The following is a 25,045-nucleotide window of genomic DNA, read 5'->3' as shown; positions in this document are numbered from 1 at the left end:
CTAAAAAAATATAAGATAAATTAAACCAAGTAAAACGAATAGAAAAACGGAATACAATGTCGTCTGTAGTTTGCCGTTCTGTACCAAGCGAACTTGGTTACCAGTCCAGTAGGCTACAGAAGCAACAGCATTGACAAAGCCGTCTACAATATATTTGTCTATCCACACACTCAACTGGGAGAAGGATAAGATGATAAACTGAATAAAAGCGACTAGGGCATCTACAACAAAGCGATCAAACCAATAACAGAACTGAGCCAGTTTTAGTGTGCCATTAACAAATATCCATTGGTATAGCTCATTGATATAACCTTGATTGAGCGATGCTTTCAGTGCAAAACTATTTGCGTTGAGGGGGTATTTATGTTGTACATACCATTTCCAGCCGATTGTCCAACTGATGGCGGAACCGATCAATAAGATCAATGGAATAATCAGGTGAGCGCTATGGCTTGGAGCAAAGGTATATTCATCCAATAATAGACCATCCATCAACCAGGAGTCGTGGTAGGATAATGGATTGAGTGAAAATAGTGGGAATAGGCAACAAATACCCAATATAAACATAGGGATCAACATGGTTTTTGGTGCTTCATGCAGGACGGTTCCATGCAATTTACCCTTGACTTGCTCCAGCATTCGAAAATCGCCGAAAAATGCCTTAAGGATTAAGCGACCAATATAAAACGCGGTTAGAATACTGACTGTAATAAGACTTATTGGTATAATGAGATACAAGTCGCCTTTTGACAAAGCCCATTCAAAGGAAGATATGATAATACTATCTTTGGAAAGGTAACCTGATGTGAGTGGAAACCCAGCTAGTGCCAATGAGGCAATACTCATCAGGATAAAAGTTTTCGGCATGTATTTCTTCAGTCCGCCCATGTTCCTCAGGTCTTGTGGATCGAAGTCAAGCTGGCTGTGTGATTTGAGATGTGCCATCTCATGAATAATAGCTCCCGCGGACAGGAACAAGAGACATTTAAAGAAGGCGTGTGTGACCAAATGGAATAATGCTGCATCCCAGGTTCCTATCCCAATTCCCACCATCATAAAGCCCAATTGTGAAATAGTTGAAAAGGCTAGGATACGTTTAATATCGTATTGACCTAATGCAAAATAAGCAGCGGAAGCCGCTGTAATCGTACCTATGATAGCAATAAACAACAAAGCGCTTTCGTTGAATAACGGAAATACGGTGGCGAGTAAAAACACACCTGCTGCAACCATTGTGGCAGCATGGATGAGTGAAGATACTGATGTTGGCCCTTCCATGGCATCAGGTAGCCATACATGTAAAGGAAATTGAGCTGACTTGGCCATAGCGGCAAGGAAAAATGCCAGTCCGGCTATCGTTAACCAAATCTGGTCCATGCTGTTGACCGGAGAAACCCATAGTCCGCCAGTGATGCTAGATTGATAAATAAGACCTCCTTCACCAAAAAGGTCGACCAGATTGAGGGTTTTAAATTGTGTAAATATTATGGCTAGGCCGATCAGAAAACCGAGGTCCCCGATGCGGTTTACGATAAATGCTTTCTTGTTGGCCTGTACAGCCGTTTCGCGTGTGAACCAGAAACCAATAAGGAGGTAAGAGGCGAAACCTACCAATTCCCAAAAGATATACATGAGCAATAGGCTATCCATAACGACCAATCCCAACATAGCAAAACAGAAGAGACTAAGATACATCCAATAGCGATGGATTCCCGAATCCCCTTTCATATACGCTCTCGAATAGATGTGTACCGGAAGGGCAACTGTTGGGACCAGAAACAGCATGAGTACATTCAGGTTATTTAATAGGATGCCGACTTTAAAAGTAGCTTCACCGATGGTAAACCAGTTTATTTGGGCAGAGACCATTGGATTATTCCAGATTGCTAACCAGGTAAGTCCGCCAAATATAAAACTAAAGATAATGGCGATCAGGGAGATAATCCCTGACTGATCGCGCTTGCCCGCTACTGCCTGATATAGAAATGCAATAAATGGCGCAGCGACTGTAAACAGTGCTGTGTATAGAGGTGATATGTGAGCCAGTTGATCCAATTCTTACTTATCTTTTAATTCATTGATTTCATCCGGATTGATGGTTTTATAGTGTCTATAGACATTTAACACCAATGCTAAGCCAACCGCAACCGCAGCAGCAGCAAGAACAATAGCAAATAGGGCGAAAATCTGTCCGCCATAACTGACCTTATCGTATTTGCCGAAAGCTACAAAGTTTAGAATAGCCGCATTAATCATCAATTCGATACCTACCAAAATCATAATGGCATTTTTCTTGGAAAGAACGGTATAAAGGCCGATACAGAAGATGCAAGCACTGACAACTAAAAAATGCGTTAATGTAATCATCTGTTGCGCTCCTTTCTGGATAAATGTGATGCTCCAATAAGCGCCATCATTAAAAAGACCGATATGACTTCAAAGGGTAGTACATAAAAGGTCATAAACCGTAATCCAATTTGTTGGATATTATTATCTGTTGGAATAATCTCAGTATTATTTTCTTTGGCTTGTTGGATCCAGGTAGGAATGGACTGATGCCATTCTGCAATACCAAAGATCATGAGTATTAGAAAACCTATTGCCAATACAACTGCTTGCCACCTGGGCATGCTCAAAAATGAGCCACTGCTGTCTTGAAGATCTTTCAATAGTTCTTTGTTGGAAAGCATAAAGGCAAATAGCATAAGGATCAGCACACCGCCTACATAGACCATGATCTGTGTGATAGCAACAAAATCTGCCAGTGCAAATAGGTATAGGCCAGCCATGGCAAAGAGTACAATGAAAAATAGAAATAAGGCGCGGGCTATATTTTTAAGATTTACCAGTAAAAGGGCAGATCCGATTGCCAGTGTGGCAAAGGCATAAAATAAAATAGTTTCCATACTTTTATTTTTGCTTTGCCGCCTCCTTTTCAGCTTGAAATTGTGTCCATTCTGCTTTTCGTTGTGCAACTTGTTCGTCGGTCATGTCTGAAAAGCCATAGATCAGATCAGTTAGCTTTTGCGAGCTACGATCATATTCATTGGTCATGACAATGCATTCGGTAGGGCAGACAACCGTACATAGTCCACAATACATACATTTGGCCATATCAATATTGAACTTGGCTGGATATAACCGCTTGACGCTACCGTCTGAAGTCTTTCCGATCGCTTCTGGTGATTTGATTGCTTCAATTTCAATACAATCTACAGGACATGCTTTGGCACAAAGGTCACAGACGATGCAATCATCAATATCTACTTGCAATTGATAGCGAGCGACTTCGGGGATAGGCATTTTTTCGGCGGGATATTGTACGGTGACAATGCCCTCTTGACGGTCGAAGTAGTTGTCGTTTTTGATATTTAATTCCTGACGCGAACGTCGAGCGCCAAACAAGTGTTTGACAGTCAAAGATAATCCTTTGATTGCCGTACGAAATGCGTGGGAAGCCGTCTTAAATATCATATCTTATGCTATAATTAAAATTCTCCAAATGGCCGAAATTGCCATGCAAATAAAAGCTAAGGGTGTCAATACCTTCCAACATAAGCTCATCAATTGATCGGCACGTAATCGGGGTAAAGTCCACCGAATCCACATTTGTACCCCTACAATAAATAATGACTTGGCTAAGGTCCAAAAGATTCCCCAGGCTAGGCCTGTTGTCCAATCTGCCAATCGTATCGCCCCAATATTTGGGAGAGGTGTATTCCAGCCACCTAGGAACAGGACAACACCCAGCATCGCTACCAAAAACATCATGGCATACTCGGCAAGGAAAATAAAGGCAAATTGAATCCCACCATATTCCGTGTGAAAACCACCAACCAATTCGGATTCCGCTTCCGGAATATCAAAGGGAGCCCGGTTACATTCAGCAAGTGTTGCGATAAAAAATATGATGTAGGTTATAATTAAATGTGGGGCTTGAAAAATATTCCAAGCGAAGAAACCACCAATCTCATTGACTTCCCAAAAGCCTAAAAACTTGATGCTTCCGTTGGTCAGAATGCCTTGACCAATAGCAATTTCATTGAGGTTTAGGGTCTGTGTTAGCATCACTACGGTGATCAATGAGAGCCCGACCGGTATTTCATAGGATACCATTTGGGCAATTGCACGCATGGATCCGAGCAGTGAATATTTGTTGTTGGATCCCCAACCAGCCATTAGAATCCCTAAGGCATCAATAGAGATAATAGCCATGATAAAGAATAATCCCGTGTGTGTATTGGCTGGAATAAAATCTTTGGCCCAAGGAATAACAGCAAATCCAGTAAAGACTGCTACAAAAATAATAATTGGGGCAATTCTAAAGAGAACTTTATCGGCTAAAGAAGGGGTGATTAATTCTTTTTGAAGCAATTTAAGGATATCGGCTATGGTCTGGAGACTGCCATATTTCCCGGTTTCCATTGGTCCGAGACGATCTTGGACAAATCCCGCAATCTTACGTTCGGCATATACTGCAAATAAGGTAAATGCTGCTATAAAGGTGAAAATAGCAATGGGAACCAAGATATGTAGTATTGTATCTAACAAGTCTTATTTATAATGATTTTTAATAAGCGTCCAATGAATACGCAAACTTAACGAAAAACAGGGAATTTCGATAGGGAAAAATTAAAATATACTTAACAAGTAGATTATCGTGACATATTAGGGATGCTAGTATTTAGATTTGAGTATTAAGATTTCGATTGTGTAAGCCGCTGGCTGATGATATTCTCATAAATATAATACACATTTTGTTTATATAACATGCTATCGCATAGTGTTTTTGAATAGACGCTGTAACCTGATCTCCATAAAAAAAAGCATCCCTTGGGATGCTTTTTTTTATGGAGATCAATCGAATTAACGATTTGAGAACTCAACGTAATTACGTTCGGTATGTCCAACATATACTTGTCTTGGACGGCCGATAGGCTCTTTGTTTTCACGCATTTCTTTCCATTGTGCGATCCATCCTGGAAGACGACCCAAAGCAAATAATACGGTAAACATATCTGCTTTAAATCCTAACGCACGATAGATGATACCTGAATAGAAATCGACGTTTGGATAAAGTTTTCTATCGATAAAGTATTGATCATTCAATGCTGCTTCTTCTAGTTTCTTAGCAATATCCAATACTGGGTCTTGAACACCTAATTTTTCTAAAATATCGTCACATGCTTTTTTGATAATTTTAGCACGTGGATCGAAGTTTTTGTATACACGGTGACCGAATCCCATTAAACGGAATGGATCATTTTTATCTTTGGCTTTTGCAAGGTATTTTTCAGCATCACCACCATCATTTTTGATCGCTTCCAACATTTCGATTACCGCTTGATTGGCACCACCATGTAAAGGACCCCATAATGCATTGATACCAGAGGCAACAGAAGCATAAAGATTCGCATTGGATGAGCCTACGATACGAACTGTTGATGTCGAACAGTTTTGTTCGTGGTCAGCATGTAAAATAAGCAATTTGTGCATAGCATCGATGACAACCGGATCGAATGTTTTTTCGTCGTTAACTTCGCCGAATAGCATATTCAAGAAGTTGTCAATATAACCCAAATTGTTTTTAGGGTAAACTACTGGATGACCTAAAGATTTCTTTTGAATCCAGGAAACGATAGTAGGCATTTTAGCCAAAAGATTGATAATCGTTTGATCTTCTTCTTCGTCAGTTAAGTTTGGATTTAAAGATTCAGGATAAAATGCTGATAATGCGCCCACTAAACAAGAAAGTTGGCCCATTGGGTGGGATTTGGATGGGAATCCAGCGAAGAAATTCTTCATATCTTCGTGGATCATCATTTGCTTTTTGATGTCAGCTCTGAATTTTTCCAATACCTCTTTTTTCGGAAGTTCTCCGTAGATCAATAAATAAGCAACTTCCAAGAACGTAGACTTCTCTGCCAATTGCTCAATTGGATATCCTCTATATCTCAATATACCTGTTTCACCGTCAAGGAAAGTAATCGCACTTTTTGTTGCACCCGTGTTTTTGTATCCTGGGTCTAACGTAATAAATCCGCTTAGATCTCTTAATTTTGAAATATCAACTGCTTTTTCATTTTCAGTACCGACAATGACCGGAAGGTCATAAGAAGTGCCGTCTAAATTTATAGATGCTTTATCTGACATGTTTATATGTTATCTTATATCTGATTTTGTATGCTAATCTCACAAATTTAACTATTTGATATTTAAAACTGAAAGTTCTTTTGGAATTTAAATGACATCATTGCGTCATTTTGGATAATATTGAATAACTATTTACTCAAATAAGCAAATAGTTTATTCAAATTTAACACTATCTTATTATACCTAAAACGTTAATCTATTTTTCGCTGGGCGACTTTTCCTTTATCCTCATATTTTCCGTTTTTGCCCGAACCAAAAAAAGGCAAGATAACGAAGCAGACCAAAATAATAGATGTAAGGGTAAGGATACCTGTTGTCCATAGGATCTTGCTGAAATTTTCAGCATCCAGGAAATGGATACCCCAGAGCCCCAATAGAAAATAGGTGGCTACAAATAGGATAACCAAGGTGAATAATATACCAAAGATGTATTTCATGATGGGTTATATTTTGTTGAGAATCTGTTTTTTGAGTGTGTCGAATTCGTCCTGTGTGATGATGTTTTCACGTAGCAGTAATTGTAGTTTTTGCAGTTTTTCGACAAAATCACCCTCTTCTTGTATATTGTCTTTGATATCTTCTTTTTGAAGATCAAATTGCTTTCCCAGCTCCATGCCGACACCCAGTTGTGCGCCAATGCCGGCCAGACCACCTTCATTTTTTGCGGCATCCCGGAGCGCGCGCAATTTTTCCAATTCCACATAGCTCAAGCCTGCTTGCTGCGCGGCCTGATTTTGCGTCGTCAAATCAGCAATTTCACCAATTCTACGTTGTGTGTTCGCGTCAAACTGAGTTCCTAGGATCTTAAAATCTGTAATTTCTAATCCGAGATCTTTAAAATCCTGTTCGACAGCCGCTTTTATGCCAATGGACAAAACGGGGAGTTGGCTATCGATTTCATTATAACCCAATTTCTTTTGGGCAATCTGCGCGATAATCTGTTGCGGAATCCGATTGTTGATAACATCCTGAATCGCTGCTGTGCTGACTGTGTTTTGATTGGCAACGATGTTTTTATAGAAATGTACGGGTTCTTTGATAATGTAAGAAAAAGTACCGTTCAAGCCTATTTCCACTGGAAGATTATATTGTGGGTCAATGTATTTTATTGGATTTCCTGTCCCCCAAGACTGATTGACAATAGCTGCAGTACGAAAGAAGTAAATATACAGCTTGTGTTCAGACTCAAAATTTTGTCTCAACCTGGCCAAGGTTGTAAAGAAAGGGTGGTTATCCGTTTTTAAATTATAGGTACCGGCCTCTGTGAGCAAGCTTTCACCTTTCCCTTCATAAACAAGGATACAGCCCTGTCCTGGGGCAAGAATAAGTTTACTGGAATTTTTAATTTCATTTCTTTCGGAAGGAAATTTATACCATAATACACGGGGGTCTTGATTTTTCCACTCAATGACCTCTGATAGTTGGTTGTTAAAAAGATTGAATAGTCCCATAATGTTTAATTTAATGAGTCGAATTTGGGATTATACCCTTCGAATTTATTGATTTGTTTTCCGCTATTATCAAAATAGTAATAGTCGCTTGAACCTTTGACAATAAAACCATCTTTGAGCAGGGAGCCATTTCCATAAATGGATTTAAGTTCTGTGCTGATTGTTTTCTGTATAGCACCAGTAGAAATATCCAATAGTTGGATTTGTAGAGGATCATCTTCCGCTGGTGTTGGTTTGTATGCAATCAAAAGTGTTTTGTCATTCTGAGCAAGCACGACAGGTTCAAAATAGAGTCTTCCCGGTGTGAAATCTTTAAAGCTAATCAGACGGGCTCCTTTAAATTGCCAAGGATTGATCAGTACCTTTTTGTAAGGATCGCGGTCGGTAAAAATGCCTGATCCGCCATAATCTTTATCCCAGGAAAAGCGCGGACTATCTTTGGGAAATCCATATTGATATTGGTAACTGTATTGGATTAACTGAATTTTTTCCTCGGGGTAATAACTGGATTTACTTGAAAAAGTGAATTCCGTTTTTGTCGTTGGATTGGGAAGTTTTTTCCTTCTTTCATCGTAAAGTTGCTTATCCGGTATAGATTTATTGATTAAAGGGTAATAGGCAAGATTTTGCCCTTCATTGTTTATAATTTGATAGGAAGATCCATAATCTTCGTATTTAAATTCAACTTTGGCAATGCCCGTGCTGAGTGATGGTGCATCTTTGACATAATTTTCAAGAACACTTTTGTAGGTTAGGCTATTTCTGTCCAATTGATAGATATACTTGGATTTGACGATGATGTATAGGTTTTGGTCTTCAAAGACCTGTAATTTAACGTCGCTACTCGATAATTCGACGGGAGTATCCATCAATTGTTTTATCCATTCCTTTTTACCAGTTTTAGGGTCAAATAATCCGATATAGACTTTATTGTCTTTGCCTTCGTCAAATCTTGCTTTTGAATTCCGGACATTGCCCACCACGACAATATGGGGAATATTGTTTTTATCCAAAAATAATTCGTTTGAGGCATAATTCCATTCCAGGGTAATGGCTTCTTCTTTTTTGTCGGCAGTGTTGGACGAACTATAGGTCGAATAATTCGGTTCAGGTTTTTTAGAAAAAATGGCACTTAAGGCTCCGATTAAAAACATGAGGGCAATAAAGCCCACAACAGCAAATAATACGATACGTATTGGTTTATACTGATCCGGGTTGTTGCGCGGATAGTTGTAATTGTGATTGATATTGATATCATCGCTATCTAAGAAAAACTCCGTTCCACAACTGTCACATTTGTAATAGTCGGGGCGTATTGTGCTGACTTTTATGCTGCCACAATGAGGACATTTGATCGCTTTGATGCTTTTGGCCATTTATCTTGTTGTATTTGTTTTGAATTACCGCTGTTTAAAATATCATTTCTACCAAGATGGAATTTGTGTATTGGAAGAATATGATTTACAGGTGAAAGTTATAAATAATAAATAAGGAATAGCAAATTTTCGGCCAGTCAACTTATATTCGATGGGACTGATTTTAAATACGTCGAGAAATGATAGCGATTGTAATGTTACAAAGAATATTTGGGCTATGACCCGCTTAGATAGGTTACATGATAAATAAAAATATATTTTTGATATTTACGAATTATTCGTAGATTGGTGAAAGAATAGTAAAGAAAGATTAAGACATGGAAAAGTTAACAGCACAAGAAGAGCAGGCAATGCAATCTATCTGGAGCCTAAATGGAGGTTTTATTAAAGAGATCTTAGATAATGTCAAGGGCGAGAAAATGCCTTATACGACACTGGCCTCGACAGTAAAGAATTTGGAGCGTAAGGACTTTGTGAAAGCGGTGCGTTATGCTAATGCAAAACGTTATGAGCCTATGGTCAGTGAGCAGGATTATAAAGCTAAGTTTATGAATTCTTTTGTGGGTGATTATTTCAAGAATTCTTACAAAGAGATGGTTTCTTTTTTCGTGAAAGAGGAAAAGCTGACTGAGGGCGAACTTAAGGAGATCATGGATATGATCAAAAACAACAAATCTTAATACAATGGAAAATCTACTGACCTATATCATACAAGTCAATCTGTTGTTGAGCATAATCTACTTAGGTTATGTAGGGCTATTGAAGGGTTTGACATTCTATTCATTAAATAGAGGCTATTTTTTAATAGGCGGATTATTTGCTTTTATTTACCCTTTTTTGGATTTAAAATCATTGTTTGTACAGCGTGGGTTAGACATGGGCTTGGTCGGTGAGCAGATTTCATTTTATATAGAGGAACAAGAGGTTCAAGAAAAGCTTACATTGGCGGGATTGGTGGAGATGGTGTTTATTTTGGGGGCAGTGTTGTTATTGCTGAAGTTCCTATTTCAATTATTGAGTTTATTGAGGATTCATTTTCATTCCACTGCGGATCAATGGAAAACATATTTTTTTCGGAATGTGTTTATTCCTATTGTTCCATTTTCGTTTTTAAATAAAATCTATGTCAATAAAGGGCAGCATATGGATGCTGAACTGAAAGATATTTTTAAGCATGAGGATATCCATGTGAAAGGCCTTCACAGCTTGGATATTTTATTGTTTGAAATGATATTGGTGTGTTGTTGGTACAATCCTTTCGTCTGGTTCATGCGCAGGGCCATTCGCCAAAATTTGGAGTTTCTGACTGATCAACAGGTGCTCAATAAAGGAATTGACAAACAGACGTACCAATATAGCCTGTTGAATGTGTCCAAAAAGGGCACTTCAATAGGGTTGAGCAATCAATTTAATTTTAAACTATTAAAACGTCGCATTATGATGATGAATAAGAAAAGATCATCCAAGATAGAACTGAGTAAATATGCCTTCCTTTTGCCTATATTCTTACTAATGGGGGCAGCATTTACTGTAAGCAAAGCGGAGGGCAGCATAGAAGGGGTTGTTGAAAAGGCTAATGAAACTACGCTTCTTAAATTGGACGATCAACAGCGGGATTCCACGTTGTCAGTGAAGATGGCTGGCGAAGCAGGAAAGTTATTGAAAGAGGTTATGGGGACGGATACGGTGAAGATCGATACAAGCCGATCAAAGAATACAACTGATTTATTAAGCGATCAGATTGGTTCTCTGAGACTGAGAGGTACTTCTGCCGTAATTGGAAATCCATTATTTGTGTTGGATGGGGTAGTTGTTAGCAAAAAGGAACTGGATGCAGTTGCTCAGGAACGAATAGAATCAATAACTGTATTGAAAGACAAGTCAGCTACAGCAATCTATGGAGAAAAAGGAGAAAAAGGTGTTGTGTTGCTTACGACTAAAGCCGGAAATGCCACAAAAAAATCTGAAAATAACCTTCAGGGCAAGGTGGTGGGTTTTCAAGTTAAGCAGGACTCCGTTGGTACAACAAAATCCCATACGATAAAGTATCCTGTTGATGTTTTGTATGTGATTGATGGGGTTAAGATGAGTTCTGAGGATATGAAGGGTGTTGATCCCAATAATATTGAAAGTATTAATGTTTTAAAGGATGCTTCAGCTATGGTAAAATATGGACGTGAAGGGAAAAATGGTGTTATTGAAGTGACCACAAAAAAATGGGCTAGGGAAAATCCGGATAAGGTCAGTAAAGTTGCTAAGGAACTCAAGTCTGAAAATAAAGTAGGAGAGACTCTGCCACTTGCTGCCTTTTATAAAGCGAATGAAGACAAGCAGGATGTTAAGACGGTAACATTTGAGGGGAAATCCAAAACAGATGGGAGTCAAGGCAAAGCAACTACGTTTACTGGTAGAGGAGTGACGCATTCAGTGACTTCCGAACTTATCGTAGGTAAAGATGCTGTTCGACTCCGTGGGTTATCAGGAAAGGAAAAGCCATTATTTATTGTGGACGGTCAGGTGCAGCTAATAGACATAGATGATTTGAATGCCTCGGATATTCAATCGATTTCGATTCTTAAAGATCAAAATGCTACAGCTTTATACGGTGCTGCAGGGGGGAATGGAGTTATTATTATCACTACGAAGAAGAATGCCGCTCAATTAAAAGAAACAGATGATAAGGGCGAAAGTTTGGACGTCAAGATAAAGAAAACAATCAAGACTGAGCTTGATGCCGAAAGAAAACGTGCTGAAGCTGCCAAAGGGTAGTAACCATAATATTTTGGTGGAATAAAATAAAAGGGACTGATGTCCCTTTTATTTTGTATTCAGGTTTGTCATGGTCAGCTCGATGCCGATATTGACAAAACTTTGGATCATTTTGACAGAATGATCTATTAGCGCAGGCAGTTCAGCTTGCTCATCTTTGTCAAATGGGCCAAGGACATAGTCGACCTGTCTACCTTTGGGGTAATTATCTCCGATACCAAAGCGTAGACGCGGGTAAACCTGTCCTCCGCAAAGCTGTTCGATGGATTTAAGCCCATTGTGGCCAGCACTGCTGCCTTTGGGTTTCATACGTAGAGAACCAAATGGAATCGCGAGGTCATCAACAATCACCAATACATTTTGAATAGGCACTTTACATTGTTGCATATAATAATTAACCGCTTTGCCACTGAGGTTCATATAGGTGGTCGGTTTGATGACGGTTACATTGTGCCCTCTCTGTTTAAATTCACTGTAGTAGGCTAATTTCAATAAAGAAAAGCTTGCACCGGCCTGTTTGACCAATTCGTCTGCAACCATAAAGCCAATGTTATGTCGTGTGTCGGCGTATTCGCTGCCGATATTGCCCAATCCAACGATAAGATAATTCATGTTGCAAAAATAAAAATTTAATAAACAAAAAAGCACCGAATTTCGGTGCTTTCTGTAGTATAAAAATCTTGTTCAGATTATTTTTTACCACCTTTAGCTGCTTTAGCTGCTTCTTGTTCAGCTTGACGCAATGCACGAGACATGATAACTGAAACGATTGTATCGTCAGAGTTGTTCAATACTTTTGCATTTTCTAATTGAACTTGAGCCACACGGTATGATTTACCAACTTCTAATGATTCCATTGGTACTTCAATTTCTTGTGGTAAGTTAGCAGGTAATGCTTTTACACGTAAATTACGCAATTTTTGAACTAATTTACCCCCCATTTTAACACCTGGAGATGTTCCAGTTAATTTGATAGGAATATTTAATGATACTTCTTTATCATCAAATAATTCTAAAAAGTCAACGTGAGTAACTAGGTCAGTTAATGGGTGGAATTGTGCGTCTTGAACGATAGCTCTTTTTGTTTGACCGTCAATGTTTAATTCTACGATTACAACATCAGCAGTGTAAAGAACTGGTTTCAAATCAGCTGCGGATACAGCAAGAGCAGTTTGTTCCTTACCTCCGTAAAGTACTGCTGGTACTAAACCTTGGTAGCGTAACTCTTTCGCATCTCTTTTCCCTACGTTCTGTCTTACAGAACCGCTAATAGCAATTGATTTCATCTTTTAATTTTTTATAAATTTTGAGGTGCAAAGATAGTTTAATTTTTGGTATTATCAAAAAAATAGCTGCTGATATTGAGGGACTAAGATCCCTTATGCTATTTTGTAAGTTGCCGACTTGAAACAAATCTTGGGGATAACGTGGTGAACGGTTATTATATTAATTTGAGGAGGGGCTGTTGAATTGTAATCTTGGTTGTCCTTAGATGCTTGTTTTAAGAGGCTATTGTGTGGGACAAGAATAAAAAACAAACTTTCTAGCCTCCGGCTTACCATACCAGGATCTAAATACTCATATCTCAATACTTAATACTAAAAAAGACTCCAGTATTTCAGCCGTAGGCTTACCATACCAGAGTCTAAATACTAATATCTTAATACGCTATACTAAAAAAGACTATTCAACGTCAAATAAATCTGAGATAGATGTATGTTGGTTGACGCTAGTGATTGCTTTTGCGAACAAATCAGCCGTAGACAACACTTTGATTTTTGTTGATTGTTTTGCTTTTTCCGGATCCAATTGAATGGTGTCTGTCACAATCATTTCTGACAATACCGAATTTTCAATTGTTTCATAGGCCTTACCCGATAACACCGCGTGTGTACAAACTGCTCTTACAGATCTTGCACCATTCTCCATGATCAAAGCAGCGGCTTTAGAAAGTGTACCTGCAGTATCGCAGATATCGTCGATCAATACAACATCTTGACCCGTTACATCCCCAATGATAGACATCGACTCGATTTCATTTGCACGTTTACGACGTTTGTCACAGATGATAACTTCTGCATTGAAGAATTTAGCAAAAGTACGCGCTCTGTACGATCCACCCATGTCAGGTGAAGCAATTGTCAAGTTTGGAAGTTTTAAGGATTTGATGTAAGGAACAAAAATAATGGAGCCATCTAGGTGATCAACAGGGATATCGAAAAATCCTTGGATCTGTGCAGCGTGTAAATCCATCGTCATGATACGGTGAATTCCGGCTGCAGTCAAAAGATTGGCAATCATTTTGGCGCCAATAGCAACTCTTGGTTTGTCTTTTCGATCTTGTCTTGCGAAACCGAAATAAGGGACCACTGCAGTGATGTAGTGCGCTGAGGCTCTCTTTGCAGCATCAGTCATCAACAATAATTCAAAAAGATTGTCGGTAGGTTGGTTGGTAGATTGGATGATAAATACATCGGCTCCACGAACAGATTCATTGTAGAATGGTTGAATCTCACCGTCGCTAAAACGCGATAATGTTTTGTCTCCTAGAGGTTTCCCGTAAGATTGTGCGATTTTCTCGGCTAGTTCTGTAGTGCCAGAACCTGCAAATAATTTAACCGTGTTGAATTGCAAAGGCATGGTTTTGTATATTTATGTTGGGTTATTGTATTGTCGTTTATTCAATATTTTTATTCCCTAATATTTTTTAAAGTTAAACATTAAAAAAAATGGATTGTTTGCACAATCCATATACTCTTAACTTTAAAAGTTGTCCGACCTGGATTCGAACCAAGACAAACAGAACCAAAAACTGTCGTACTACCCTTATACTATCGGACAATGTCTTTCAGAAGTGAACGTTTCCGTCTTTTTTCTTTTGACGACGCAAAGATAGAGATTTGTTTTAAAAATCAAAATTCAAATTAAAAAAAATCTAAACCTTTTATAAAAAATAAGCCTTGCATATAACGCAGAAAAGGCCTGCGATTGCAAGCCTTTTCTATTGTTTGTTGTCCGACCTGGATTCGAACCAAGACAAACAGAACCAAAAACTGTTGTACTACCCTTATACTATCGGACAAACAATTCAAAGTGTTCGTTATCGTGATGATGTCGTTCACATTTGATGATGCAAATATACGGACTATTCTTGTTTCTGCAAATAAAAATGTACTGTAAAGTGCATTGGGCTTGATTTTCAAATAAATAATTTTTGTTTTGCCCTAAAATTTACTTCATGCTTGCGGCTTTTTTGTACCGGTATTAGTCTAGTCAAGCGCATGAATGCCTTTGTGCTGCTTTCTTTACAGCCAATATTGCATCGCATAATGAAATTTTTTCAATCAATATGTGTTAAAAAATCAGAATAAAGTTCATTTCTTATTAACTTATCCTTATTTTCGAGCCGTATTATAATACTTTTACAGTTATCATTTTATGAACTATACTAAAATCAACAATCTTTTAGGATGGATATGTGCGCTCATTGCAACAGTAGCATATGTCATGACTGCCGAACGATCGACGAGTTGGTGGGACTGCGGTGAGTTTATCGCCTCAGCCTTTAAACTTCAAATTGTGCACCAGCCAGGGGCACCTTTATTCTTAATGATTCAAAACATCTTCTCAAATCTTGCTGGAGGTGATGTAACACGGATCGCTTTTTGGATGAATGTGGGATCTGCTGTATGTAGTGGTCTGACAATCTTATTTTTGTTCTGGACGATCACAGCGCTAGCAAAGAAGGTCGTTGCAAAAGGAGTTGGCGAGTCCTATACTTCAGCTGACTTGATCAAAATATTTGGTTCAGGTGCTGTCGGCGCATTGGCTTATGCATTTACGGATACATTTTGGTTTTCCGCGGTTGAATCTGAGGTGTATGCGATGTCTTCGCTTTGTACGGCTGTTGTCTTTTGGGGGATATTAAAATGGGAAAACCATGCAGATGAAGCTGGTTCTGACCGTTGGTTGATCTTTATAGCCTATGTGATGGGACTATCAATTGGGGTTCACTTATTGAACTTACTTGTGATCCCTGCTATAGCCTTGGTAATTTATTTTAAACGCTCTAAAACAGTAACTTCTTCGGGAGCAACGAAAGCATTCTTGATCGGTGTGGTTGTGCTGGCCTTAATTTTATGGGGTATCATCCAATATACAGTCAAAGCTGCCGCATATTTTGACTTGTTCTTTGTGAATAGTCTAGGCATGGGTTTTGGAACCGGATTTAATCTGTTTTTTATATTGGTAATTGCTCTTTTTGTTTATGGTATTTGGTACTCGGTCAAAAAAGTAAAACCGATGTTGAACCTGATCTTAATCAGTACAGCATTTATTATCTTCGGTTATAGTTCCTTTGCAATGATCATGGTACGTGCCAAAGCAAACCCTACCTTAAATAATAGTGATCCAGATAACGCGTTTTCATTTGTCAGTTATTTGGGGCGGGAGCAATATACTAGTGAACCACTATTAAGTGGGCCAACCTTTGATGCTCAAGTGGTGGATGCTGAGGCAACTTATACTTATCGAAAAGACAGTGATAAATACACGAAAGTAGAGAATGGTATGAATTATAAATACGATAAGACCATGTTATTTCCTCGTGTTTATAGCTCAAGAGACCAAAATCATATAGATTATTATCGCGATTACCTAAAGATTCCTGAAGGACAATCGCCAACATTTGGGGATAACTTAAAGTTCTTCTTTAGCTATCAGATCGGACACATGTACGGTCGTTATTTTCTTTGGAATTTTGCCGGACGTCAAAATGACCAACAAGGACAGGGTTCCTTCACTGAGGGGAACTGGATCTCAGGGGCTAAACCTGTAGACCAGATGCATGTGGGCGGACAAAATGCTATTCCAGACTCATTGAAAACAGATCCTTCAAACAATAAATATTATTTTTTGCCTTTGATTATTGGTTTGATTGGTGCATTCTGGCATTTTGGTAAAAGACAACGAGATGCTGGTATTGTGGGCTTATTATTCTTCTTCACTGGTCTAGCGATTGTATTGTACTTGAATCAAAGCCCGCTTCAGCCACGTGAACGTGATTATGCGTATGCAGGTTCATTCTATGCCTTTGCGATATGGATTGGTCTGGGGGTATTTGCCATTGCGGATTACCTAGGCAAAAAGGTTGATGGGAAGATAGCTGCAGGGATAGCGACAGCTGCTTGTTTGTTGGGTGCTCCTCTATTATTGGCCTTCCAAAACTGGGATGATCACGATCGTTCAGAGAAAACAACCGCACGTGATTTGGCGAAAAACTACTTGGCTTCCTGTGCACCAAATGCAATTTTATTTACCTATGGTGATAACGACACCTACCCATTGTGGTATGTGCAAGAAGTTGAAAATTATCGTCCGGATGTTCGGGTCGTCAATTTAAGTTTGTTGAGTTCTGATTGGTATATGCGTCAGATGAAACAAAAGGTAAATCAGGCAGATGGCTTACCGATCAATATTGATAACGAAAAGTTCAAAAAAGGTGTTCGTGAGATACTCTATTATCAAGATATGAAAGTGCCGGGTCATGTGGATCTTGATTTGGTCATGCAGATCTTGTTGTCTGATGATCAAAAGAATAAATTGGAATTGCGTGGTGGTAAATTTGAGAACTTCTTGCCGACTAAAAATTTTAGCCTTCCGGTGGATAGAGAAGCGGTGTTAAAAAATAGTGTTGTTCCAAAAGCATGGCAGGAATCTATTGTGGATACGATGAGTTGGACGTATAATAAAAATTACATTACTAGAGCGGAGTTGTCTATGCTGAATGTGCTGCTCAATAATAACTGGAAACGTCCGATTTATTTTGCTGCGACTGTTCCAAATGACAACTATCTTGGATTGGATAAATATTTAGTACAAGAAGGTTTTGCCTTGCGTTTGATGCCTATTGCAACTCCTGCAGGAGCAGAGGGAACCTTGGTGGATACACAATCTGCATTCAAAGATATTACTACGAAATATCAATGGGGTAACATGGCGAATGCCTCTTATTTAGACCCTGAATCCTATCGAATGATCACCATGATCACCAATACCGTGATGGGAGGAACGGCAACACAGTTAATGATGGAAGGTCATAAAGATGAAGCGCGTAAAATAGCTGTTGAGACGTATGAGAAAATGCCAAAACGTGTGTACTTGATGCGTGATATTTTGGGCTATATTCCAATCATTAACGTATTGTATGAAACTGGTGAGAATAAACGTGCAAATGAGATTGTCAATCGCAATCTGAAATTTATGACACAAAATATGCGTTGGTATCAGGATATTGCACAAACGAAAGCGGAACTGGAATATTCAAATATCGGAACAGCACTACGTGCTTTGGGTGCATATAAGAGCATTCTGGCATCGACTTCGGAGAAGCAGTTGCTACAACAAGTGACGGAGCTGGAGAAGTCTTATAAACAACAATATGGTGTAGAATAATCGTTCAAGCCCTGTTTTATAAAGAGCTGTCCTTTTTGTATGTTGCTCAAAATTTAATTTGAAAAGCATATAAAAAGGACAGCTCTTTTTTTGATTATTTTTTCTTAGCTTAACGGCATAAAACCAACCTGATATTATGATGAAACGTCAACTGAAATTGTGGGATGCGATTATGCTGGTCATGGGCTCGATGATCGGAAGTGGGATCTTTATTGTGTCGAGTGATATGATGCGGCAACTGGGCTCAGGATACTGGTTGGCAATCGTATGGTTGTTGACGGCGGTTGCTACGGTGGCGGCCGCGATTTGCTATGGTGAGCTTTCTTCCATGTATCCCAAAGCAGGTGGACAGTATACATATCTCACGGAAGTTTTCGGGAAACCGATAGGTTTTTTATATGGTTGGAGTTTATTTACTGTTATACAGACTGGCACAATCGCAGCGGTTGCCGTTGCCTTTGGGAAGTTTACGGCTTACTTAATCCCCCAATTGAATGATGCCGCACCAATATTTCAACGTGGAGAGTTTAAGATTACCTGGATACAGGTGTTGGCTATGGGCGTGATTCTCTTGTTGACGTATATCAATACCCGCGGAATAAAAAGTGGTAAGTCGGTACAATCTTTCTTTACATCAGCAAAGATTATTGCATTGGTTTTATTGATCATAGGAGGCTTGTTTCTCATTAAGGAGAATCATTTTTCGGAAAATATGGCTTATAGCTGGGATGCTTTTCAAAATTTGAAAGGTGAGGGCTGGATGGGGATTTCCGGTGGTGCTTTAATGGGGGCGTTGGCCGCAGCTATGGTCGGTTCTGTATTTAGCAGTGTTGCCTGGGAGAACGTGACTTTTGTGTCTGGCGAGATTGTGAATCCGCAGCGCAATGTGGTTCGTGCGCTTGTCATCGGAACCAGTCTTGTTATGATTTTGTATATCTGTTGTAATTACATTTATCTTTCTGCATTGAGCCGCGAAGAGATCGCTTTTGCGACAAATGATCGCGTGGCTATTGCAGCGGCTGAAAAGATGCTGGGGCATACTGGTACGATTGCAATGGCCATTTTGGTGATGATATCAACGTTTGGCTGCGTCAATGGTCTTGCGCTGTCAGGAGCGCGAGTTTTTCAGACGATGGCCAAAGATGGCTTATTCCTGAAACAGGCTATTCCTAATAACAAATTTGATGTGCCGGCTAGATCGCTATGGTTGCAGGGGATATGGGCTTCCTTACTTTGTTTAAGCGGTCAATATGGTAATCTGTTGGATATGATCTCTTTCGTTATTGTGATATTCTATATGATTACGGTATTGGGAGTTATTATTCAACGTGTTCGAAAGCCTGAAATCGAACGTTCGTATAAGACATTTTTATTCCCCTTAACACCGATTATCTATCTCCTGATTGGTACTGTATTTTGTGTACTACTCATTATCTATAAACCACAGTATACCTGGCCAGGTTTTATATTGGTATTGATTGGATTGCCTGTGTATTATTTTGCACGAGGCAATAAAAAGAATGATTAAAAGGGGCTGCTGTTAATAGGGGCTATATGCTAGTGGCGACTGAGGGGACATTCTTTTTTTTGTGTAGGGTAATCAAAAGAAAACGGACGAATAGGTCAAGGGCGGAAAAAAAAGCTGGATTGTTCTGGAAGGGATGTCTGTGGAGTAACTCAATCGCGCTAATGGCACGTTGCTTTAGTGCTTATTAATTCTCCTGTGGAGAATTGAAATATTGAAATTAATTGGCGTATAAACCGTGTTTTTTGTCAAAAAAAGTGTAGCTTTGCTCAAACATTCCCATAATGAAACAGTCGATTTTATTAGACGGACCAAAATTTCAAATCACCATTCAAAGACTATGTCGTCAATTGATTGAGAATCACGGTGATTTTTCAAATGCTGTCGTCATAGGTATTCAACCAAGAGGAACTTTCTTAGCTAAACGTATTGTCAAAGAACTTGAACGCATGATCGAAAAACCGATCTTGGTCGGTGATCTGGATATTACATTCTATCGCGATGATTTCCGTACAAAAGGTAATGCTGGTCCGTTGTTAGCAAATAGCACAAATATCAATTTTATTGTAGAAGGTAAAGATGTCATTTTTATTGATGATGTCTTATGGACAGGACGTACCATTCGGGCGGCGATGGATGCTGTACAGGCATTTGGAAGGGCAAGAAGAATTGAACTGCTTGTTTTGGTCGATCGTCGATTCTCTAGACAGATTCCGATTCAACCCGATTATATTGGAATACAAGTTGATTCTATAGATTCACAGAAAGTGATTGTGAATTGGAAGGAATCTGACGATCAGGATAGCATTATCTTGGTCACGGAGAAAAAAACTTCGGGTAATGATTAGGAGCAAGTTCAGTAAAAATGGCTGAAGGTTCTAATTGGCCTTTGGGAACGAACCGTCCGATTAAAAAATGATTAGTAAATACTTGAATATACTATAAAATGTCATCTGCAGTAGAACAATTAAGTACTCGCCATTTATTGGGAATCAAAGATCTAAATGAGAAAGATATCCAATTGATTCTGGATACCGCGAGTAATTTCAAAGAAGTATTAAATAGACCCATCAAAAAGGTCCCTTCTTTACGCGATATCACCATTGCCAATGTGTTTTTTGAAAATTCAACACGTACGCGGCTTTCTTTCGAACTTGCTGAAAAAAGACTATCTGCAGATATCGTTAATTTTGCAGCTTCATCTTCATCTGTGAGTAAAGGCGAGACATTGATCGATACAGTCAATAATATTCTCGCTATGAAGGTTGATATGATCGTGATGCGACATCCTTATGCTGGGGCTGGTGTGTTTTTAAGTAAACATGTCGATGCTCAAATTGTGAATGCAGGCGATGGGGCACATGAGCACCCTACGCAAGCTTTGTTGGACTCTTTTTCCATACGCGAGCGTTTTGGTGATGTTGCTGGGCGTAAAGTTGCTATTATCGGTGATATTACGCATTCAAGGGTTGCGCTATCTAATATTCTGTGTCTTCAAAAACAGGGGGCAGAAGTCATGGTCTGTGGACCGACCACCCTTATTCCAAAGCATATCACTTCTTTAGGTGTAAAGGTTGAGCACGATTTGAGAAAAGCATTGAATTGGTGCGATGTTGCAAATATGTTGCGTATCCAATTGGAACGACAAGATATTGCCTATTTTCCCTCGCTAAGAGAATATTCCATGCTATATGGCTTAAATAAGGAAATTTTGGATTCCTTAGAAAAACCCATTACAATTATGCACCCCGGACCAATCAACCGTGGGGTTGAAATCACTTCGGATGTAGCCGATAGTGAGCATTCCATTATCTTAGATCAGGTTGAAAATGGAGTTGCTGTCCGCATGGCAGTATTGTACCTATTGGCTGGACAACGCGGTTAATTGGTGTTTCAATAGCGGAGCCGATAAGGCAGAGTCATCGATGCGGAATAACCAAATCGAATGATTCTTCAATCGACAATATTATGCCTGACTTTATTTTTGGTCGGGCATATTTTTTGTGCAAAATTTCCGTTATAATACTGGATTATTCACAGATGTTAATAACTTTTGTGTAAAATAGCTCAATTAAAGTATAATTTAGTAAAATGAATAAAACTATCTCCCAGGATTGCAGAGATTTGAACTGATTTTCAATAAATTTTGACTGATCTTAAAGCTTTAAATGGCGGCGGAGTAGGCGATAAATTTATATTTCAGGGCAAATTTATCAGGGTTTGAAAGGAGATTCATTTACATTTGCAGATAAATAACATATTTAGGTTTCACATATTATGTATAAGAAGATTTACCAGGTGGGAGTTGCACTAACCGTTATGGCGACGCCAGCATTAGCGCAACAGACAGAATGGCAACAAATCAACAAGGCTTACAAAACAGGAATGGAATTGTATGAACGTGGGAAATTTGGTTCTGCGTCAGCGCAATTTGATCGTGTAGAGGCCTTACGGACGAAATCCAATCTACAATTGGATGAGACAGAAGAGCTATCTTTATTAAAGGAAAATGTACGGTATTATCAAGCTGTTTGCGCCCTGGAATTGGGCGAGTCAAATGCTGAAAATCGTTTCCTAAAATATATTCAAGATTTCCCTGTTAGCGCCAATTCTAAAGCTGCTTATTTTCAGATCGGTAAATCATATTATGCCAAAAAAGATTATGTGAAAGCGATTGAGTGGTTTACAAAGATCGATAGTAAAAACCTTGCTGGTAAAGAGAATGTAGAATATCGCTTTAAATTAGGTTATGCTTCTTTTATGACAAAAGATTATAAGACAGCAAAACCATTATTTGAGGGATTAAAAGATCAGAAAACTGAATTTCAGGAGGCATCAATCTACTACTTTGCTTATTTATGTTATTTAGATGCAGAGTACAAAACTGCTTTAAATGAATTTGAGCGTTTGAATGGTTCCAAACAATTCGAAAACAGTTATCCTTACTACATTACGGCGCTATATTTCTTAGATAAACGCTACGATGATGTATTGGACTACGCATTGCCAATCTTGTCGCGCACCAAGCAGGAAAATGAGACTGAGATGTTTCGTATTATCGCCGCAACCTACTTTATTAAAGGTGACCTAAAAACATCAAAAGATTATTACGATAAATTCCAGGCACAAGATCAAGGCAAGACTCAGAATAACCAAGATAGTTATCAGATCGGTTATATCGCTTATAAATTAAAGGATTACGATAAGGCAATTACGGAACTGGAAAAAATGACAGAGCCTGATGCTTATTACCAATCTGCTATGATTACCTTGGGGGATAGCTTCTTGAAAAAAGGGAACAAACAGTCTGCACGTAATGCCTTCTTTAGAGCATCAAAACTGGACTTTGATCCAGCCATGAAAGAAGAGGGTTTGTTCAACTACGCAAAGCTTTCTTACGAATTGGAGTTCCACCAAGTTGCTCTGGCTTCTACACAGGAATATCTAAAAACTTATCCAAAATCGAAACGTCAAGAGGAGGCAAAAACCTTATTGGCAGAAGTCTTGTTAAGTACGAAAAATTACCGTGAGGCGGTCGATATCTTGGAGTCTATTCCAAAACGCGGTAAAGAAGCAAATGCTGCTTACCAAAAAGTAACGTATTACAGAGGTTTGGAGTTTTATAACGAGCGTGCTTTTGAAAATGCAATTTCTTTGTTCCTGCGTTCTGAACAGCACCGTTATGATGAAGAAATCTACGCCTTGGCGACCTATTGGAAAGCTGAAGCGATGTATGAGGTGCGTAAATATGGTGAAGCAGTAACAAACTTCAATAAGTTCTTACGTTTGCCAGGTGCAAATAAAACAGATGTATACGGTTACGCAAATTATGCTTTAGCCTATGCCGCTTTCCGTAATGGAAACTACAATACAGCAGCGAATTATTTTGAACGTTTCTTGGCCTCGGGTGGTTCAAAAGGTTTAGAGATCAATACCCGTAATGATGCGATCGCGCGTCTGGGTGACTCTTATTTCTCTTCTAAAAACTATGGTAGAGCCTTGACGGAATATAATAAGCTGATCTCTTCAAAAGCACCAAGCCAAGATTATGCCTTGTTCCAACGTGGTGTTATCCAAGGATTACAGGGAGATAATAATGGTAAGATCTCAACATTGAATGCTGTCATCGCACAATTTCCGAGCTCGAATTATGCGGATGATATTGCTTTTGAAATTCCTTATACTCGTTTCTTAATGGGTGAGAGCGATCAGGCAATTTCTGGACTTCAATCGATGGTGGAAAAATACCCACGAAGCAGTTATGTGCCACGTGCTTTGGTAACAATTGGTTTGGTTCAATATAACCAGGATAATAATGATGCTGCGCTAGCAACATTCCAACGTGTCGTTGACCAATATGCATCTACAGACGAGGCAAGACAGGCCATGCGCTCGATCGAGAATATCTATCTGGATAAAGGGGATGCGACTGGATATATCAAATATGCAACAGGAACAAATTTGGGTGACGTTTCGAAATCTGAGCAAGATTCACGTTCGTTCTCGACAGCAACAACCTTATTCTCCCGTGGAAATTACCAAGGCGCTGTAGAAGCTGTAAATGCGTATTTCGATAAGTTTCCGAAACCAAACCAAGAAAAATATGCGCGTTTTGTGCGTGCAGAAAGTAATGCAGCATTGGGAAATACAGAAGATGCCTTACACGATTACAATATTATCTTGAATGACTGGACTTCTCCTTATACTGAACGTACATTGATTTCGGTATCAAATTTATATTTGAAACAAAAAAAATATAATGAGGCAACTCAGTTGTTGAAAAAACTGGAGCTGACTTCTGAATATAAGTCTAATTATGGTTTTGCGATCAATAACCTGATGGTTTCCTATTACCAAATTGGAGATTATAAGGAAGCTTTAAATTATACCAACGCTGTTAAGAATTACGAAAAGTCTTCTGAAGAGGAGATTGCTAATGCGTTTTTATATGCTGGTAAATGCTATATCAAGCAGAACAAAAAAACGGAGGCTATGAAAGAGTTTAGCTTAGCTGCTTTGAAGAGCCGTACCGTATTTGGTGCTGAAGCGAAATACAATGTTGCTGTCATTCAATTAGAGAACAAACAATACGATGCCTGTATCAAAACGGCAATGGATTTGTCTGACAATTTCTCTTCTTATGAATATTGGGTGGCAAAAAGCTTTATCACAATGGCAGATGCCTATGCTGGTAAAGGCGATGCATTCCAAGCGAAAGCAACACTTGAATCAATTGTGGATAATTACGATGCGAAAGATGATATTTTGCCTGCGGCAAAAGAGCGTCTAAATAAATTGAACAACAAAAAGAAATAGGA

At 38.9% G+C, this 25,045-nt stretch carries 19 protein-coding genes; 7 read left to right on the top strand and 12 right to left on the bottom strand.

The window, feature by feature from the left end; genetic code table 11:
- The 9 genes from ABFX33_RS20800 to ABFX33_RS20760 all read right to left on the bottom strand — a co-directional run bounded on the left by ABFX33_RS20800 (window position 1) and on the right by ABFX33_RS20760 (window position 8,980).
- The gene (locus tag ABFX33_RS20800; protein WP_346087986.1) at window positions 1-2,055 is read right to left on the bottom strand and encodes an NADH-quinone oxidoreductase subunit 5 family protein; all 2,055 of its coding nucleotides are present in this window, start codon (window positions 2,053-2,055) and stop codon (window positions 1-3) included.
- 3 nt (window positions 2,056-2,058) lie between these two features.
- Complete coding sequence (nuoK, locus tag ABFX33_RS20795; RefSeq protein ID WP_104383957.1) at window positions 2,059-2,367, bottom strand: NADH-quinone oxidoreductase subunit NuoK; 309 nt, start codon at window positions 2,365-2,367, stop codon at window positions 2,059-2,061.
- Complete coding sequence (locus ABFX33_RS20790; RefSeq protein WP_346087985.1) at window positions 2,364-2,906, bottom strand: NADH-quinone oxidoreductase subunit J family protein; 543 nt, start codon at window positions 2,904-2,906, stop codon at window positions 2,364-2,366. The genes nuoK and ABFX33_RS20790 overlap by 4 nt, the downstream gene beginning before the upstream one ends.
- A 4-nt stretch (window positions 2,907-2,910) precedes the next feature.
- The gene (locus ABFX33_RS20785; protein WP_120260076.1) at window positions 2,911-3,474 is read right to left on the bottom strand and encodes a NuoI/complex I 23 kDa subunit family protein; all 564 of its coding nucleotides are present in this window, start codon (window positions 3,472-3,474) and stop codon (window positions 2,911-2,913) included.
- A 3-nt stretch (window positions 3,475-3,477) separates the two neighbouring features.
- Window positions 3,478-4,551: an NADH-quinone oxidoreductase subunit NuoH gene (gene nuoH / locus ABFX33_RS20780; RefSeq protein WP_346087983.1), complete on the bottom strand. Its 1,074-nt coding sequence runs from the start codon at window positions 4,549-4,551 to the stop codon at window positions 3,478-3,480.
- Between the two features lie 315 nt (window positions 4,552-4,866).
- Window positions 4,867-6,153: a citrate synthase gene (locus ABFX33_RS20775; protein WP_108635060.1), complete on the bottom strand. Its 1,287-nt coding sequence runs from the start codon at window positions 6,151-6,153 to the stop codon at window positions 4,867-4,869.
- Window positions 6,154-6,344: 191 nt separating this feature from the next.
- Window positions 6,345-6,590, bottom strand: coding sequence for a hypothetical protein (locus ABFX33_RS20770; RefSeq protein WP_104383962.1), 246 nt, complete (start codon window positions 6,588-6,590; stop codon window positions 6,345-6,347).
- 6 nt (window positions 6,591-6,596) lie between these two features.
- The gene (locus ABFX33_RS20765; protein WP_346087980.1) at window positions 6,597-7,604 is read right to left on the bottom strand and encodes an SPFH domain-containing protein; all 1,008 of its coding nucleotides are present in this window, start codon (window positions 7,602-7,604) and stop codon (window positions 6,597-6,599) included.
- Window positions 7,605-7,609: 5 nt separating this feature from the next.
- Window positions 7,610-8,980 carry a hypothetical protein gene (locus tag ABFX33_RS20760; protein ID WP_346087979.1) on the bottom strand — a complete coding sequence of 457 codons (1,371 nt, stop codon included), beginning with the start codon at window positions 8,978-8,980 and terminating at the stop codon, window positions 7,610-7,612.
- Window positions 8,981-9,297: 317 nt separating this feature from the next.
- On the opposite strand from ABFX33_RS20760, the gene ABFX33_RS20755 reads away from it, so the two are divergent.
- A complete protein-coding gene (locus ABFX33_RS20755; RefSeq protein WP_120260072.1) occupies window positions 9,298-9,660 on the top strand; it encodes a BlaI/MecI/CopY family transcriptional regulator in 363 nt (120 codons plus the stop codon).
- 4 nt (window positions 9,661-9,664) lie between these two features.
- Window positions 9,665-11,749 carry a M56 family metallopeptidase gene (locus tag ABFX33_RS20750; protein WP_346087978.1) on the top strand — a complete coding sequence of 695 codons (2,085 nt, stop codon included), beginning with the start codon at window positions 9,665-9,667 and terminating at the stop codon, window positions 11,747-11,749.
- A 48-nt stretch (window positions 11,750-11,797) separates the two neighbouring features.
- On the opposite strand, the gene pth is transcribed toward ABFX33_RS20750, so the two are convergent.
- The 3 genes from pth to ABFX33_RS20735 all read right to left on the bottom strand — a co-directional run bounded on the left by pth (window position 11,798) and on the right by ABFX33_RS20735 (window position 14,389).
- On the bottom strand, window positions 11,798-12,361 hold the full coding sequence (gene pth, locus ABFX33_RS20745; protein WP_104383967.1) for an aminoacyl-tRNA hydrolase: 564 nt from the start codon (window positions 12,359-12,361) through the stop codon (window positions 11,798-11,800).
- Window positions 12,362-12,438: 77 nt separating this feature from the next.
- Complete coding sequence (locus tag ABFX33_RS20740; protein WP_346087977.1) at window positions 12,439-13,035, bottom strand: 50S ribosomal protein L25; 597 nt, start codon at window positions 13,033-13,035, stop codon at window positions 12,439-12,441.
- A gap of 397 nt (window positions 13,036-13,432) precedes the next feature.
- Window positions 13,433-14,389, bottom strand: a complete 957-nt coding sequence (locus tag ABFX33_RS20735; protein WP_104383969.1) for a ribose-phosphate pyrophosphokinase — start codon at window positions 14,387-14,389, stop codon at window positions 13,433-13,435.
- Window positions 14,390-15,187: 798 nt separating this feature from the next.
- On the opposite strand from ABFX33_RS20735, the gene ABFX33_RS20730 reads away from it, so the two are divergent.
- The 5 genes from ABFX33_RS20730 to ABFX33_RS20710 all read left to right on the top strand — a co-directional run bounded on the left by ABFX33_RS20730 (window position 15,188) and on the right by ABFX33_RS20710 (window position 25,043).
- The gene (locus ABFX33_RS20730; RefSeq protein ID WP_346087976.1) at window positions 15,188-18,202 is read left to right on the top strand and encodes a glycosyltransferase family 117 protein; all 3,015 of its coding nucleotides are present in this window, start codon (window positions 15,188-15,190) and stop codon (window positions 18,200-18,202) included.
- Window positions 18,203-18,338: 136 nt separating this feature from the next.
- The gene (locus ABFX33_RS20725; protein ID WP_346087974.1) at window positions 18,339-19,730 is read left to right on the top strand and encodes an APC family permease; all 1,392 of its coding nucleotides are present in this window, start codon (window positions 18,339-18,341) and stop codon (window positions 19,728-19,730) included.
- Window positions 19,731-20,011: 281 nt separating this feature from the next.
- Window positions 20,012-20,575 carry a bifunctional pyr operon transcriptional regulator/uracil phosphoribosyltransferase PyrR gene (gene pyrR, locus ABFX33_RS20720; RefSeq protein ID WP_120260067.1) on the top strand — a complete coding sequence of 188 codons (564 nt, stop codon included), beginning with the start codon at window positions 20,012-20,014 and terminating at the stop codon, window positions 20,573-20,575.
- Between the two features lie 98 nt (window positions 20,576-20,673).
- A complete protein-coding gene (locus tag ABFX33_RS20715) occupies window positions 20,674-21,612 on the top strand; it encodes an aspartate carbamoyltransferase catalytic subunit (protein WP_120260066.1) in 939 nt (312 codons plus the stop codon).
- 392 nt (window positions 21,613-22,004) lie between these two features.
- Window positions 22,005-25,043, top strand: a complete 3,039-nt coding sequence (locus ABFX33_RS20710; protein WP_346087972.1) for a tetratricopeptide repeat protein — start codon at window positions 22,005-22,007, stop codon at window positions 25,041-25,043.
- Window positions 25,044-25,045: the final 2 nt, after the last annotated feature.

This window comes from Sphingobacterium ginsenosidimutans (assembly GCF_039536865.1).
In the GTDB taxonomy this organism is placed as follows: domain Bacteria; phylum Bacteroidota; class Bacteroidia; order Sphingobacteriales; family Sphingobacteriaceae; genus Sphingobacterium; species Sphingobacterium detergens.
The sequence above is the reverse complement of the archived record's forward strand: the minus strand, read 5'-3'. Positions and strand labels throughout refer to the sequence as shown.

Bases quoted from the DNA above. Each gene is read 5' to 3' on its own strand.
- nuoK (WP_104383957.1), bottom strand. From the start codon at position 2,367: ATGATTACATTAACGCATTTTTTAGTTGTCAGTGCTTGCATCTTCTGT.
- ABFX33_RS20790 (WP_346087985.1), bottom strand. From the start codon at position 2,906: ATGGAAACTATTTTATTTTATGCCTTTGCCACACTGGCAATCGGATCT.
- ABFX33_RS20785 (WP_120260076.1), bottom strand. From the start codon at position 3,474: ATGATATTTAAGACGGCTTCCCACGCATTTCGTACGGCAATCAAAGGA.
- ABFX33_RS20775 (WP_108635060.1), bottom strand. From the start codon at position 6,153: ATGTCAGATAAAGCATCTATAAATTTAGACGGCACTTCTTATGACCTT.
- ABFX33_RS20770 (WP_104383962.1), bottom strand. From the start codon at position 6,590: ATGAAATACATCTTTGGTATATTATTCACCTTGGTTATCCTATTTGTA.
- ABFX33_RS20765 (WP_346087980.1), bottom strand. From the start codon at position 7,604: ATGGGACTATTCAATCTTTTTAACAACCAACTATCAGAGGTCATTGAG.
- ABFX33_RS20760 (WP_346087979.1), bottom strand. From the start codon at position 8,980: ATGGCCAAAAGCATCAAAGCGATCAAATGTCCTCATTGTGGCAGCATA.
- ABFX33_RS20755 (WP_120260072.1), top strand. From the start codon at position 9,298: ATGGAAAAGTTAACAGCACAAGAAGAGCAGGCAATGCAATCTATCTGG.
- ABFX33_RS20750 (WP_346087978.1), top strand. From the start codon at position 9,665: ATGGAAAATCTACTGACCTATATCATACAAGTCAATCTGTTGTTGAGC.
- pth (WP_104383967.1), bottom strand. From the start codon at position 12,361: ATGAATTATCTTATCGTTGGATTGGGCAATATCGGCAGCGAATACGCC.
- ABFX33_RS20740 (WP_346087977.1), bottom strand. From the start codon at position 13,035: ATGAAATCAATTGCTATTAGCGGTTCTGTAAGACAGAACGTAGGGAAA.
- ABFX33_RS20735 (WP_104383969.1), bottom strand. From the start codon at position 14,389: ATGCCTTTGCAATTCAACACGGTTAAATTATTTGCAGGTTCTGGCACT.
- ABFX33_RS20730 (WP_346087976.1), top strand. From the start codon at position 15,188: ATGAACTATACTAAAATCAACAATCTTTTAGGATGGATATGTGCGCTC.
- ABFX33_RS20725 (WP_346087974.1), top strand. From the start codon at position 18,339: ATGATGAAACGTCAACTGAAATTGTGGGATGCGATTATGCTGGTCATG.
- pyrR (WP_120260067.1), top strand. From the start codon at position 20,012: ATGAAACAGTCGATTTTATTAGACGGACCAAAATTTCAAATCACCATT.
- ABFX33_RS20715 (WP_120260066.1), top strand. From the start codon at position 20,674: ATGTCATCTGCAGTAGAACAATTAAGTACTCGCCATTTATTGGGAATC.
- ABFX33_RS20710 (WP_346087972.1), top strand. From the start codon at position 22,005: ATGTATAAGAAGATTTACCAGGTGGGAGTTGCACTAACCGTTATGGCG.